Annotated in this window: 13 protein-coding genes; 9 read left to right on the top strand and 4 right to left on the bottom strand. The window is 38.4% G+C overall.

Annotation, left to right across the window (positions count from 1 at the left end):
- Positions 1-230 (bottom strand): class I SAM-dependent methyltransferase (locus tag F6K22_RS13220; RefSeq protein ID WP_483244132.1); only part of this gene is annotated, 230 nt, incomplete at its 3' end.
- A 265-nt stretch (positions 231-495) separates the two neighbouring features.
- Positions 496-717, bottom strand: a complete 222-nt coding sequence (locus F6K22_RS13215) for a hypothetical protein (protein ID WP_293098131.1) — start codon at positions 715-717, stop codon at positions 496-498.
- Between the two features lie 489 nt (positions 718-1,206).
- Between F6K22_RS13215 and F6K22_RS42005 the strand changes: the two genes are divergently transcribed.
- The 5 genes from F6K22_RS42005 to F6K22_RS13195 all read left to right on the top strand — a co-directional run bounded on the left by F6K22_RS42005 (position 1,207) and on the right by F6K22_RS13195 (position 6,959).
- A complete protein-coding gene (locus F6K22_RS42005) occupies positions 1,207-1,314 on the top strand; it encodes a helix-turn-helix domain-containing protein (protein ID WP_363273472.1) in 108 nt (35 codons plus the stop codon).
- Between the two features lie 71 nt (positions 1,315-1,385).
- Positions 1,386-2,390 carry an ABC transporter substrate-binding protein gene (locus F6K22_RS13210; protein ID WP_293098129.1) on the top strand — a complete coding sequence of 335 codons (1,005 nt, stop codon included), beginning with the start codon at positions 1,386-1,388 and terminating at the stop codon, positions 2,388-2,390.
- Between the two features lie 521 nt (positions 2,391-2,911).
- Positions 2,912-4,624: an ATP-binding protein gene (locus F6K22_RS13205; RefSeq protein WP_293098127.1), complete on the top strand. Its 1,713-nt coding sequence runs from the start codon at positions 2,912-2,914 to the stop codon at positions 4,622-4,624.
- A 310-nt stretch (positions 4,625-4,934) separates the two neighbouring features.
- Entirely contained in the window at positions 4,935-5,621 is a 687-nt protein-coding gene (locus tag F6K22_RS13200; RefSeq protein ID WP_293098125.1) for a hypothetical protein, read from the top strand.
- 135 nt (positions 5,622-5,756) lie between these two features.
- Complete coding sequence (locus F6K22_RS13195; protein WP_293098122.1) at positions 5,757-6,959, top strand: PIN domain-containing protein; 1,203 nt, start codon at positions 5,757-5,759, stop codon at positions 6,957-6,959.
- A gap of 170 nt (positions 6,960-7,129) precedes the next feature.
- On the opposite strand, the gene F6K22_RS13190 is transcribed toward F6K22_RS13195, so the two are convergent.
- Together F6K22_RS13190 and F6K22_RS13185 are read right to left on the bottom strand one after the other, a co-directional pair.
- On the bottom strand, positions 7,130-9,340 hold the full coding sequence (locus F6K22_RS13190) for a phosphoketolase family protein (protein WP_293098119.1): 2,211 nt from the start codon (positions 9,338-9,340) through the stop codon (positions 7,130-7,132).
- A 614-nt stretch (positions 9,341-9,954) separates the two neighbouring features.
- Positions 9,955-10,506, bottom strand: coding sequence for a VOC family protein (locus F6K22_RS13185; RefSeq protein WP_293098116.1), 552 nt, complete (start codon positions 10,504-10,506; stop codon positions 9,955-9,957).
- A 299-nt stretch (positions 10,507-10,805) separates the two neighbouring features.
- Between F6K22_RS13185 and F6K22_RS13180 the strand changes: the two genes are divergently transcribed.
- The 4 genes from F6K22_RS13180 to F6K22_RS13165 form a co-directional block, all read left to right on the top strand.
- Positions 10,806-11,135 (top strand): cytochrome P450, encoded by a 330-nt coding sequence (locus F6K22_RS13180; protein WP_293098113.1) that lies wholly within the window; start codon positions 10,806-10,808, stop codon positions 11,133-11,135.
- 254 nt (positions 11,136-11,389) lie between these two features.
- Entirely contained in the window at positions 11,390-11,737 is a 348-nt protein-coding gene (locus F6K22_RS13175; protein WP_293098110.1) for a cytochrome P450 family protein, read from the top strand.
- Positions 11,738-12,472: a cytochrome P450 gene (locus tag F6K22_RS13170; protein WP_293098134.1), complete on the top strand. Its 735-nt coding sequence runs from the start codon at positions 11,738-11,740 to the stop codon at positions 12,470-12,472.
- A 282-nt stretch (positions 12,473-12,754) separates the two neighbouring features.
- Positions 12,755-13,421, top strand: a 667-nt coding sequence (locus F6K22_RS13165; RefSeq protein ID WP_293098107.1) for a cytochrome P450, incomplete at its 3' end; no start/stop codon positions are given.

The following is a 13,421-nucleotide window of genomic DNA, read 5'->3' as shown; positions in this document are numbered from 1 at the left end:
TCTGCCCCTCCATATCCAGCTCCCAGGTCAATAACTCGTGAATTTTGGTCTATTTTTTCCAGAGTTTTGGCAATGGTTTCGACAGTACGCAGGGAAGCATCGTGAATTGCTTCGTCTGGTTGGGTGTAGATTCCATAATGAATATGTTCCCCACCCCAGATGGCAGCGTACAATTTGTCGGTTTCGGTACTATCGTAATATTGTTGGGCAATTTTTACTGCTTCTGTCATTATACTTTCCATTGTAATTGTATCGGTACGAGAGCGTAACTCAACTACAAATTCTCCTCAGTTGTCAAACCATTAAACAAACGAGAAAACCTAGCAACATTCACTGAAATTGGTATTAGGTTGTTGGGTTCCGATATCCGCTGAACCCAACCTATGACTCAGATTAACTCATCATCATCAATGCACCAATTCGATCGCTTGCTTCGTCAAAGTCTCAGCACTCAAACCATTAAAAGCCATCACTTGACTAGCACTGGAGGCAGTCTCACCCTACAACTAGGACTTCAGGCTTATTATCGTCGATCCATTCCAACAATACATTACGTTGAGTACCTATGTCAATAATTATTCGGTAAAAACCATTAAGTATATCTACCACAACTAATCCAGTAGAGCGATCGCCAATCACATAAGGTTGTGCGTCAATAGATAAAGCAGCTTGAACGGTTGCTAAGGCAGTATCAGGAGTAGCTAGAGTTGTTGTCATGATAATTTTTTAGTAATTAGACAAAGCCCGTGAAAATTAAAAATCAAATCAATTCTCATCCATAAATTATCTATTCTTTCTTCCTGTTGCCTGTTCCCAGTTAAGTGTTCCCTTCCATAAATTATCTATTCTTTCTTCCTGTTAAGTGTTAAGTGTTAAGTGTTCCCTCTTTTCCACCAGATGTCTATTAATGAAAACCTCTCCCCCGACCCCTCTCCTGCAAGGAGAGGGGAGCATTTCTCCCCCAACGCTAGCACTTAAGGGGGTTGGGGGGTTAGGTTTTACCCACAGTTTTAGTCTAGACAAGCTTCTAGATTGATTGAAATCCTGGAAATACATTTTTCATTTTGAAGGCAGTGGGATTTTTATCTTAATTTTTGCAGAAGACCTGCACCATAGCGCACTCTCGCTGTCGAGATGAATGCTAATCAATATTGTGGTTTTACACTGAATATGTTAGAGTGTGAACGTCTAGTCAGCAAGCACTAAATGGTCGAGAAAACATATCAATTTAGGTTGTACCCAACTCCAGAGCAGGAAAATCTGTTGCGGAGAAATTTAGGCCGTGTTTGCTGGCGAAAGCTCCCCTACTTATAACCACAAATATTAGTAAAACCTCAATGAATATAAACATGAAGCATTATGTATCTTCACCTATAAAACGATTTATGTCAAGAACTTTCCCTAGGCAAAAATGGTTGTGGAAACTCAAACAAAAAATGTCTCTTCTCCTCATTGTTATTTTGTTTGGAGTATCTCTACTCATAAGTTGTAACACTACTCCACTACCTTTGCGAGTTGCTGTTAATTTGTGGCCTGGGTACGAAACCCTCTACCTCGCACGAAGCTTAGGATATTATGACAATACTTCAATCAAACTTCTTGATTTTCCTTCTGGTACTGAACAAGTAAGAGTTTATCGAAATAATAATCTCGAAAGTGCTGCTATCTCAATGGATCAGGCATTAGAATTAGCAACTACTAATCCAGATGTAAGGATTATAACGGTGATAGACTTTTCTGAAGGAGGAGATGTAATTTTAGCAAAACCAGAGATTCCCAATCTTCAAGCCTTAAAAGGTAAGCGAGTAGGTGTAGAAGCTAATGCTTTAGGGGCATATATTATTACCCGTGCTTTAGAAAAAGCGGGAATGACAACGAAAGATATTAAAGTTGTTTCTTTGGGACTTTCAGAACACGAGCGAGCATTTAAAGATGGAATTATTGATGCAGTTGTTACTTTCGGTCCTGCTCGTACTAAACTGTTAGCATTCGGAGCAAAAGAAATATTTAATAGTTCTCAAATTCCGGGTGAAATTGTTGATGTTTTAATCGTTCATAAGACAGCGATCGCCAATCAATCCAAAGATATACAGGCATTGGTAGATGGACAATTTAAAGCACTTAATTATCTGGCACAAAATCCCCAAGATAGTGCCCGTCGGGTTGCTCCTCGCACTCAAGTGACACCAGAGGAATTTTTAGAATCAATTAAGGGATTACGCAGACCAAGTTTACAAGAAAATCAACAACTTTTAGATCGAGAGAATCCTGCATTACTGGAAAATACTCAACGATTAATTGATGTGATGGTTGCTAACAAACTATTATCAAAATCTCTCGATGCGATGACTTTATTTGACGATCGCTTTATCAAAGCAGTAGAACTTTAAGGAGTCTTCGGCTATAAGTCAGGAGTTCAATAATGGATAATGAATAATTACCTCTCCCTTTTAGGGAGAGGATTGACTAAAATGAAAAAATTTATTTCTCTTGGTTGATTGGATATGGCGTTTCGCGGAGCGACTTGAATTGCGTTTCGCTTTCCTACGGAATAATTGCGCAAACGCGACATGAAACGCGGCTCTGTAAGAGCGGGAAACCTCGCCATCCCATCCTTCGGAATGCTCCGCAAACAACCGCTTTTTCCCCTTTCAATGGGAGGCTTTAAACCTGAATTATCTAATTATTTAATTGTTTAATTATTAATTATTTCGGTAATAAATATTCTTGCTCGGCATCAACAACTTCTGTACTCCTGGGTGGAAGCTATCGGGTAAAACATCCCCGCCGTCTGCACGGCGTCTTCAATTGGTAGGGGTTGAATTCCCACAAACGATTCCTATCTCCTGTCTCCTGTCTCCTGTCTCCTGTCTCCTTTTTCAATGATTTTCTCACTAAACTTTTAAGTTAAATGAAACAGTTTCCCTTTTCTTTGCGGTTTTCAATTCCTGCGATTCTCCTGATATCTAGTACAATATTGGGTGGAATAAATATTCAGCAAGAAACGTCAAATTCTTTTCAACGAGTTGAGGAAAATGTTAGTGGGAATGCAAGATTTGCGGGGGAACAAATTTCAGGAATGTTGGAATATCTATATCGTCGAGGCAACATAGAGCAAGCTGAAATTGCTATTAGTAAGATGCAAACTGATGTCAATCTTAGTTTAGCTCTTTTATACGATCGAGAAAATCGTGTTCTTTTGGCAACCCAGTATGAATTGCGAAATCGCTCCCTTCAACAAACCCCGGCAGCAAAGAATAAGAGAGCATTTACACAAGTTCGAGAAAATCTATCAGGACAAATTATTTTATCAGAAGACAGACAAAAAATTTGGGCAATTTATCCAGTTCCCCTACAAACAGAACCTGGGGAACTTCGTCCCTCTAAAGTGGGAATTCTTTGGTTGTCTTATGATATATCACGTCTGAAACAACAGGCATTTAGTGATGCTTTATCTCGCTCCGTAACTTCTAAAATTGCCTTAGCTGGATTTTGTATTTTACTCTGGTTATTCTTTGAAAAAACTCTGACTATACGAGCAGGGCAAATTGTTGAAGTTAGCAAAAAAATTGCTCAAGGAGAACTTAATCAACGCGTGAATATTCAAGGTTCTGATGAGTTAGCTCAAATTGCATCAGGATTTAATAAAATGGCAAATTGGATTCAAACAAATACTGAAAAATTACAAGCTAGTGAAACTGCTCTTCAAAAAGCAAACGAAACCCTAGAGCAACAAGTCAAAGAGCGCACGATCGCTTTAAGCGAACAAAAAAAACAAAAAAATCAGCTAGAGGAAACTCTCCACAAACTTCAACAAACTCAAGCGCAGTTAGTTCAGCAAGAGAAGATGTCAAGCTTGGGACAATTAGTGGCAGGTATTGCCCATGAGATTAATAACCCCATCAACTTTATTCATGGTAATATTGCTCATGTAGAGGAATACACTCAGGATTTACTTGATTTTGTTGAATTAGTGCAGCAATGTTATCCTAATCCTAGCTCAGAAATAGAAGATTGGGCAGATGAAGTTGAGTTTGAATTTTTACAAGAAGATTTACCCAAAACTATCAATTCAATCAAAATAGGAACAAAGCGAGTTCGTGACATTGTTCTTTCCCTGCGTAACTTTTCTCGCTTAGATGAATCAGAATTAAAAAAAGTTGAACTTCACGATGGAATTGAAAGTACCCTATTGATTTTACAAAGTCGTCTCAAACAAAAATTAGCTATTCAGGTGGTAAAAAATTACAGCGATCTACCTCTGATAGAATGTTATCCGGGACAACTAAATCAAGTATTTATGAATATTTTAGCCAATGCTATTGATGCTTTGGAAACCAGTGAGCACGAAAATCAACTAAGACAAATCACTATCCATACATCACGAGTCGATGAGAAATGGGTAAAAATTGCGATCGCCGATAATGGTTGTGGAATTTCACCTTCAATTCAAAATCAAATATTTAATCCCTTTTTTACGACAAAACCTGTTGGTAAAGGAACAGGTATGGGAATGGCGATTAGTTACCAAATTATTACAGAAAAACATGGTGGTAAATTAACTTTTTCTTCAACAGTAGGAACAGGTACAGAATTTACAATACAAATTCCCATTCAACAATAAGCTTTCAGCAATTAATAATGAACAATTAATAATTAATAATTACCCCTTCTTAAAAGAAGGAGATTGACTAAAAGGAAAACCTGTGATTTTATCCCCCATCCAAGGGCAGGGTTCAAACGTAAATTGTCCAATTATTAATTATTCGGGAATCGCTATGAAATTTTCAGAATGTATCCGTAAAAATGCTAAGAATAGATAAGGAAAGTAAAATTAGGCATTGGTGAATTAGGGTATGATTTTCCTGCTTAGGGAGTAAGGATTAGTTTGTTCGCAGCTATAATATAAGCAAATATAAAAAACTTAGTGCCAGATGGGACTATCAAAAAGGCATAAGCCTTCCAACACACAAAAACAGAGGCCATACGATGATAAAAGCAGGAAAAAAACTAATCGAAACGATGGACTTGGAGGATATATCAAGTTCGGAGGGAGCAGTAGAGACAAATTTTATGTTAAATCAAGAGAACATAATAAATTAGATAGCTCTATTACTCAAGGGAGACCATCCTCTAATACAAAAAAATACAGCAAGCCAAAAGTAGGCCATCAACCTATTACCCAACAAAAGTCTTCCTCTAAATCAAAAAGATACAGTAAATCTCGACAGAATAGCAAACCTTTTTCCCAACCTAAACCTTCCCCTAATAATTCATCTTATCCAAGAGAAAAAAAAGTTACTCATATACCAGCCCATTTAATTGAAATCTACAAAGCGGGTATAGCTTTTCTTGTTAGTTCTTTGGTAGCTGCTTTTCTTTGGATTATCAATGCGGAAAAAGCATTGGTTGTGGTGTTATTCATTGTAGCAGTTTTGTTGACAACAGCATTTTTATCTAAGTCAAATGAATCCTCCTATATCAAAAAAGCCGTACTATTTTTGGTTACAGCTACGGTGCTTATCAAAGTTTTAGCTTTCTCTCACGAAGATGTTATTAGGATAAATTCAAACCCAGTAATTAACCTTATTCGGGAAGTTGCCAAGGTAGTTTTTGATTAATAAATCCCTAGCAGATAAATAACTCTCAATTATTCAAAAACTACCTATCCAAAAATGACAGCTAAAACCTTAAAAAAAAAGGTAAAAAATGAATTTATCGGAAGGTTTAATATCAATTAAGTAAAATCTATTTCATTGGAGAATTTTGTCAATATGCCATACTACAATAATAGTAATCAGAATAAATATAAGCATTTGCTAGTATTTGATACGCCAGCGCTTCTGTCTGCCAAAAAAGACAATCCTGAACAAGACTGGATTCATAATCAAGAGCTGGGTGAATGCTATGTACCTGGTGGTACTTTTGAAGAATTGTATGAAAAATCAGGAAAGGGTGATGTTAAAGCCAAAAAATTTATCGAATTTCAAAACAAATGGCGTCGTTACCAGATTTTGCCATCGGAAGATAACAATGAGATTCCTATACCTGATGTAAATCAGAGAGACAGAAAAATTCTCGCCAGTGCTTTCAATTTAGCCAGGGAAAATAATAACTTTGTGGTTGTTCTCATTACTCATGACGAAATGAAAAAGGTACTTATAAACCAAAAACAAGTTGAAGAATTGGTTCCCAATTTTTGCGCTATTCCTGCTGGCGCTCTTGCATGGTGGTACCACAATGGACGCCCGAAAAACAGGTTTCCTGATGAAGTGTGGAATGCGCAACAAAGAATAAGATTTTTACCAAAAACTTCTCGGCAAAGCATATCTCCTAACACTACTAAATCTCCACCAAAACTTGTAAGTGACAACAATAACTACCGAAAAATTGAACCGCATAAAGACAAATATAATTCAAAACAGAGAACACCAATAAAGCCAAATAATAGAAACCAAAAGAATCTTCCGCCAGGTAAAGATAATTTCAGGGAACAAGGTTATCGAAATACCCCAATCAATCAGTCTCTAGATCCTAAGATTTTTATTTTTGGCATTGTCGGGGTTTTGATTACAGGGATACTTCTGCTCCTAGTTATTGGCAACTTTAGCAGGCAGAAATCTGTTCCCCAAATGCAAATTGCGGGTGTTCCAGCTAATCAAACTCCACCTACCCTGATTGCAGAAGCTCGGGCGAGCATAATTCGCTTCCAAAACAGCAAGGATTCCTTAGATTTAACTAAACCTATGTACACACTTCAAGAATTGAAAGATAAACAAGGGGGTTATTTAGACGCAGATGGCGAACAGACATTGAGCCGACTAAAACACAAGTATGGTATAGAAGTTTTAGCTTCATCAGGTCAAAAAAAAGAAGCAGCTAAAATTTTAAGACAAATTCCCCCAACTTACGATCAGTATCCAAAAGTTAGAAGTTGGCTGAACCAAAATAATCTTTAGGAGACAAGCGATACTTAATTTAGGGTTTGCTGAAAACCCCAATAGAACTTACGCATAAACTAGGTTTGTCAAAGAAGCATGGTAGTTTTAGAAATAATCAAGCCATAAAACCAGTTAGTTTATTGATTGGTTTGCGTAAGTCCTGTCTTTTTCAGCAAACCCCTACCATCTTAATGTACTAATTCGATCGCTCGCTTAGTCAAAGCTTCAGCAGTTATACCATTAAAAGCCATCACCTGACCAGCACTAGAAGCAGTTTCACCACGACGCCAAGCAAACGTATCTCGCTTAACCTGACTCCGTAACATAATTGGTTCCAACATTAAACTCGCGCCACCAGTCACACCAATTAAAGCATCACCGCCGAATAACTTTTCAAAACTAGCATCATCCAAAAATCCGCCATCAGCTTCAGAACAAGTATCCCAACCTGTATCCTGGGGACGATACAAACGCCGAGGATTAATTACCGAAACTATCCGCACTCCAATACCTTCAGTTTGCAAAGAGGCAGCAGCTTCAAAAACTGGAATTAATGGCATATCTCCTACCACGGCAAACACAACAGTCTTATTTCCTGTAGTTTCCTCAAGCACAATAGCACCATCCTGCAACCCTTGCCTTGTCTGTTCAAAAGTAGTCCGAATAGGTAACGGTGACTTACTAGCAGTAATAGTCACGCCTTTATTTTTAGTAGTCAGCGCCCAGTCATAACAAACTTGAATACTATTCGCATCAGGTGGAAACAGGGCGAACACATTCCCATTCCGCATCATCGCTGCAAAATAAGCTTCAATTTCTGGGCGTTGGTGCGTCCAACCATTGCGCCCCTGCTCCAATGCTCCAGCAGTAAATAATGTAATAGTTGAAGGGGTGAGATGACGTAATTCTGCCATTGCTTGCGTCACAGTTTGCCAAATAGGTACGCCGTTAATAGCAAAAGATTCATAAGAACACCAAACTGTCCGCGCTCCCATCAATGCTAAACCTGCTGCCATTCCAGCACAAGCGTCTTCGCTCAAAGGTTCATAAACCTGACCTTTCGGACCTTGGAAATAAATGTCGTCGGTGGTTGGGTGAATAATTTTCAATGCTTGGTTAATATTATTAATACCTGATGCAGCGTTACCATCAGCATTAGTAATCAAGAAATTAGGGTCTTTTTGTCCGACATGAGCTATCAATGCTCCCATTGCAGTTGTGGCAACTTTGCGATCGCCACCAACAGCATATTCTTCTAAAGGTAGTTCACCTAAGTCTGCTAATGGGTACTCAAATTCAGTGACAACTGTTTTAGCAGCAGGCCCCCCACCAGCGCGTTCGCAGTTTTTCCGTACTAACTCCCAACCTTCTACTGGTAGGGCGCGTTCCTTGAGAGCGTTCATAATTTGGGGACTATCGAGGGTGTCTTTAGGATAGAGGTTGTGAGATTTTGAACCTCTGGCGTGAACTCCTGCACCTTTGAGTTGTTTGATAATAAAAATGGTGAGTTTGCCACCAAGAGCAGATTTTGCAGCTTTGTCAACATTTTCTAATACTGCTTTGGTAAATTCCAGACGCTTTTCTAAGGAGAAGGCACTACTGTCAATGTAGTCACCTGGTTGGTTTTTGTCGTCAAAGTCTTTAGCATCTACTAGTATGACTTCCGCAAAACCGTTGCCTTTCCAATAGGCAATCATTTCTTCATTAGTTTTTGTGGAGACCATGCTATGGTGTTCTTGACTATAACCATTCCACACTAAAACAGGTAAAAAGTTAGTAACATCAGGATAGGCAGTGTTAAAGTGCGCCATACTGCTAACTGGATAGGGTTCCCCCATCCCACCATCTCCTAAAGTGAAAGGAAATAGGGTATCGCGATGTAATAATGCTGCTGCCATGGCGAAATGTTGTCCTTGACCCAGTGGACCTGCGGGATTTAAAAGTCCCGGAATACAGCCAGATAGGTGTCCGAGGAGTCCGTGCATTTCCCGGAAGCGATCGCGCATTTGTTGGACTGTGAAGATTTCCATATCTTCTAGGGAGCGGTCTAGAAATACCGCGCTATAGAAACCGGGGGCGTGGTGTCCGACTTCTGTTAGAATATTTTTGTAGCCTAACATAACTAAGGCTGCATAAGCTTCAGCTTGACTGGCAAAACCCCCTGGGTGTCCTGATGCTTTGCTGCCTGTTACTTGTAACATTAAATAACGGAGAGCGTCGGCGTAGAGGAGGGTTTGATATACGCCAGTAGGGTCGCTTGGTGAAGCGATCGCTTTACTTCCTTCTGCTATTGCTGGTGTTTTGCCGTGGGTTTCAAAATCAGGCCAAGCTTCTCCGAAGTATTGGATACCTTCGCAAAAATCTGGGACTGTTGTTGGTTTTGGAGTTGTTGCAGTCATAGCAATTTTCCTATTTTTCTCTTTTTATTTCAGCTTAATAATAATTTAACATCTACGGGGATCGATGTTAATTCCTTTTACTTTAGATAGTAATAAGTCTAGGCAATATTTATTTAGTTATAGCTAATCGAAAAAAATTTAATGTAATTAGAAAATCTGAAGATATAAATAGATAAAAATATTAATATAACTATGATACAATTATTAGATTAGAAAATTTCATCTTTGATTCAAACCAACCTTATACGACTAATTCCTTGACATTTGTGTAAAAGTGTGGGTAAAAATATAGCTATGTGTTTCCGGTTTATATCAAATCTGGATAATTAATACCTAAGTCATTGCGACTGGAACGGAGTGGAAGAAAGCAATTTCAGTAGTGCAGGCTGATTGCTTCCTATCGTCATAATGACAAATGTTTAATCAGATTTTATATCAGATAGTGATAAATGCTTGATAAGAAAGTATTTGCTAATAATTTTGCTCTAGCCCCAGAGGTATATTTCCTGGGCTAGAGCAAAACTAATAGAATTAAAAATGACTAAAACTTAAAAAACTCTACAATGCAAAACTAGGGAGTTTTTAGCTATAATATAGACTCTTTGAAAATTCATCTATAACCCAGGAGAACAGAATGTTTCAGTGATATAGTTACATTCTTTCTCTGAATTAGCACCAAACCGCTCTTGACGATAAGCCAACTCATTTCCATCAAAATCCTCGAAGAAAGCCAAGCATACACCACTGCCAGCATATTGACTTTCCTTAATAGGAATTCCCTTTTCCTTGATGTTTAGACAAGCTTCAGCAATATTAGGCACAATCTGTGTCCCAACTGTCCTTGGTTCAAATGGTTCATAGGGATTGGCAGAAAGTCCTATACTTGTTTTTGGATCTTTTTCTGAATAAAATTCAGCCCAAAAAGGAGGTGCGTAAAATGTTGGATTGCATGTCAGATCAAGGATTTCACCATAAAAATACATAGCCTTATCCAGATTCTGGACATTTACCCGCTCCACGAAACCAGTTTCTCGTAGAAGAGGTGCATAGGGTGTATCACATCCCTGAGCTGCTGCTGGGGATGCCATCCAAGGATTTCCCAATAGAGTTACCGATATTACTAGAGCAATTACCAGAGTTTGAAAAACTTTGAGTAAAGTTTTCATATGGTTTTCTCCAAATTCAATATCTTACAAAAAAGCCTACGATGCAATGGTAATTTTCTGAAGTTTCCTATGTCAAGCAAATTATGTAAATATTTTTTACAATTATGTAAATATTTAGAGTTTTCCCTAAATAGAGAAAAACATCGCTCAAATCAATACACAGGAGTAATTATATGCAGTTTTAATTAATAGCTAAAATCCTTATAGAACAACAGGAATTGCCAGATTTTTTTAAGTTATAAACTGACAAGTCCAATAATCAAAAAATCCAAAAAATAACTAAATTTTAGAATATGACAATGACACAACTACCAGGTCCAAAAGCTCCTGCTTTAATTCAACTCCTCCAGTGGGTGGCCGAACCCTTGACATTTATGGAAAAATGTGCAGAGGAATATGGAGACTCATTTCAAGTAAAATTGAATTACCCAATGGTATTTATCAGCCATCCCAAGGCCATTGAGGAAATTTTCAAGACTAACCCAAAACAGTTTGACTGTGGTTCCGGTAATAAATTTTTGCAGCCGTTGCTGGGAGATTATTCATTATTGTTATTAGATGGTACTCCTCACCAACGTCAGCGTAAACTATTGATGCCACCTTTTCATGGGGGTAAAAACAGAAGCTGAAATCTTACCTAAATATCCTCAAACCTACTTTTCTCTTGGTCGATTGGATATGGCGAGGGGACCTCGCCATCCCTCGACCGCTTTTTCAAATTTTTTAGTTGTAAATGGCAAAGCTTATGTTATACTTAAAATGAGTAGGTGGAGTTCCCGCCGATTTTAAGCCTGCTCTTGAGAATAAAGTTACAGACTGCGGTCGGTGGTTCTCAATGAAGCAGGAAGCTCGTCTCCAAAGCATAACCACAGGTTAGGTAAGTTTGGATAAGTTCAGTAGAACGGAACGAATGCAAGCTTATGGAGAGTTAATTTGTAATATCGCCGAACAAGTAGCTAGCAAATGGGAACTGCAACAGGTATTTTCCATGAGAGAATCTACTCAAGAGATATCTTTGAAAGTAATATTACAAGCTGTTTTCGGTTTATATGAAGGAGAAAGGTACTCTAGATTAGAGCGACTTTTAGGTTCACTCATGGAGTCATTGAATTCTCCCTCGAAATCAAGTATGTTATTTTTCCAGTTTCTACAAATAGATTTGGGTGCTTGGAGTCCGTGGGGAAAATTTATCAAACAAAGGGAAGAGATTTACGAGTTACTGCTTGCATAAATTTCTGAACGTCGTCAAAAACTAGACCCCCAACGCTCTGACATTTTGACAATGCTTCTGTTAGCAAAGGATGAAACAGGGGAAGGAATGAGCGATATAGAATTGCGGGATGAGTTGATGACATTACTATTAGCGGGATATGAAACCACAGCAACGTCATTAGCTTGGGCTTTTTACTGGATTCACCGTCAACCAGAAATTTATCGCAAGCTATTACAAGAATTGGAAACTCTTGGAAATGATCCATATCCAATGAAAATTATTAAGTTGCCCTATCTGAATGCAGTTTGCTGTGAAACCCTGCGTATTTATCCAGTGGTATTGATTGTATCTCCACGAGAAGCAAAATCGCCGATCGCAATAATGGGTCAAGAATATCCAGTGGGAACTGCTCTAGCTCCCTGTATTTATCTAACTCACCACCGAGAAGATTTGTATCCAGAACCAAAAAAGTTTAAACCAGAACGATTTTTAGAACGTCAATATTCTGCTTACGAATTTTTACCTTTTGGCGGTAGTAACCGACGTTGTATTGGGGCAGCGTTTGCCATGTTTGAAATGAAACTGGTATTGGCAACTATTCTCAGACGCTATACTTTTGCTTTAGCAGAAAAACAACCAGTCAAACAAGTACGTCGCGGTATAACTTTAACACCAGCAGGTGGTGTTAAAATGGTTATGACTGGGAAACGTATGCAGATGGAACAAGAATCTGCTTCCATGGCAACTGTATAGAACTCCTAAAGGTATCTACGATTGCGAGTGTGGGGAGAGGGGGGAGAGGGGGGAGAGGGGGAGTGTGGGGAGAGGGGGGAGATTGGAGCATTTTTCTATTTTTTCCCCTATTTTATTTCTCAATCCCCTGACTCCTTTGGCAAAAATCCTCACCTTTGCGGAGATACGCTTAGGGTTTCTATAAAATATTGTTAAACTGAAGGAAGTTAACAGTAGTTTGAATTTTTCATTCTTCTGTTAACTTCCAGCATTAAATAGTCCAAAAATTTACCATTAACTAATATGAAATCAATCAAAGGACCAAAAACACCAGTCATTGCACAACGAATGCAATGGATTTTAAACCCAGTTCAAACAATGGAAACCTGTGTTAGAAAATATGGAGATATCTTCCAGTTAAAAATTGGTATAGGTGGTAGACCCCTAATGTATGTGAGTAATCCAGAAACTATACAGGAGATATTGACAAAAGATAACAGTGAATACAATGCCCCAGGTAGCCCAATTTTGAAATCAATGTTTGGGGAAAAATCAATGCTTTTGTTAGAAGGCGATCGCCACCGTCGAGAACGCAAACTATTAATGCCACCATTTCACGGTGACAGAATGAGGAACTATGGAGAATTAATCTGTAACCTAACTATACAAACTGCCAAAGAATTACCCATGGGTGAAAAATTCATCGCCCGTCAACTAATGCAAAAAATTACTCTGCAAGTAATACTGCAAGCAGTTTTTGGTTTATATGATAGCCCTCGACTCTCCCAAATTAGACCTATATTAGCAAATTTTCTCGAACTTACAGCTTCACCATTGCGCTCAACTATAATATTTTTCCCATTTTTACGACAAGACTGGGGAACTTGGAGTCCTTGGGGTCGATATCAACGTCAAATGCAACAACTGGATGAACTTCTATATGCTGAAATCAATGAACGTCGCGCTCAAA

The sequence above is a fragment of the Okeania sp. SIO2F4 genome (assembly GCF_010672385.1).
Taxonomy (GTDB): Bacteria; Cyanobacteriota; Cyanobacteriia; order Cyanobacteriales; family Microcoleaceae; genus Trichodesmium.
This window is presented reverse-complemented; position numbering and strand designations above follow the sequence as displayed.

Bases quoted from the DNA above. Each gene is read 5' to 3' on its own strand.
- F6K22_RS13215 (WP_293098131.1), bottom strand. From the start codon at position 717: ATGACAACAACTCTAGCTACTCCTGATACTGCCTTAGCAACCGTTCAA.
- F6K22_RS42005 (WP_363273472.1), top strand. From the start codon at position 1,207: ATGGTCGAGAAAACATATCAATTTAGGTTGTACCCAACTCCAGAGCAG.
- F6K22_RS13210 (WP_293098129.1), top strand. From the start codon at position 1,386: ATGTCAAGAACTTTCCCTAGGCAAAAATGGTTGTGGAAACTCAAACAA.
- F6K22_RS13205 (WP_293098127.1), top strand. From the start codon at position 2,912: ATGAAACAGTTTCCCTTTTCTTTGCGGTTTTCAATTCCTGCGATTCTC.
- F6K22_RS13200 (WP_293098125.1), top strand. From the start codon at position 4,935: ATGGGACTATCAAAAAGGCATAAGCCTTCCAACACACAAAAACAGAGG.
- F6K22_RS13190 (WP_293098119.1), bottom strand. From the start codon at position 9,340: ATGACTGCAACAACTCCAAAACCAACAACAGTCCCAGATTTTTGCGAA.
- F6K22_RS13185 (WP_293098116.1), bottom strand. From the start codon at position 10,506: ATGAAAACTTTACTCAAAGTTTTTCAAACTCTGGTAATTGCTCTAGTA.
- F6K22_RS13180 (WP_293098113.1), top strand. From the start codon at position 10,806: ATGACACAACTACCAGGTCCAAAAGCTCCTGCTTTAATTCAACTCCTC.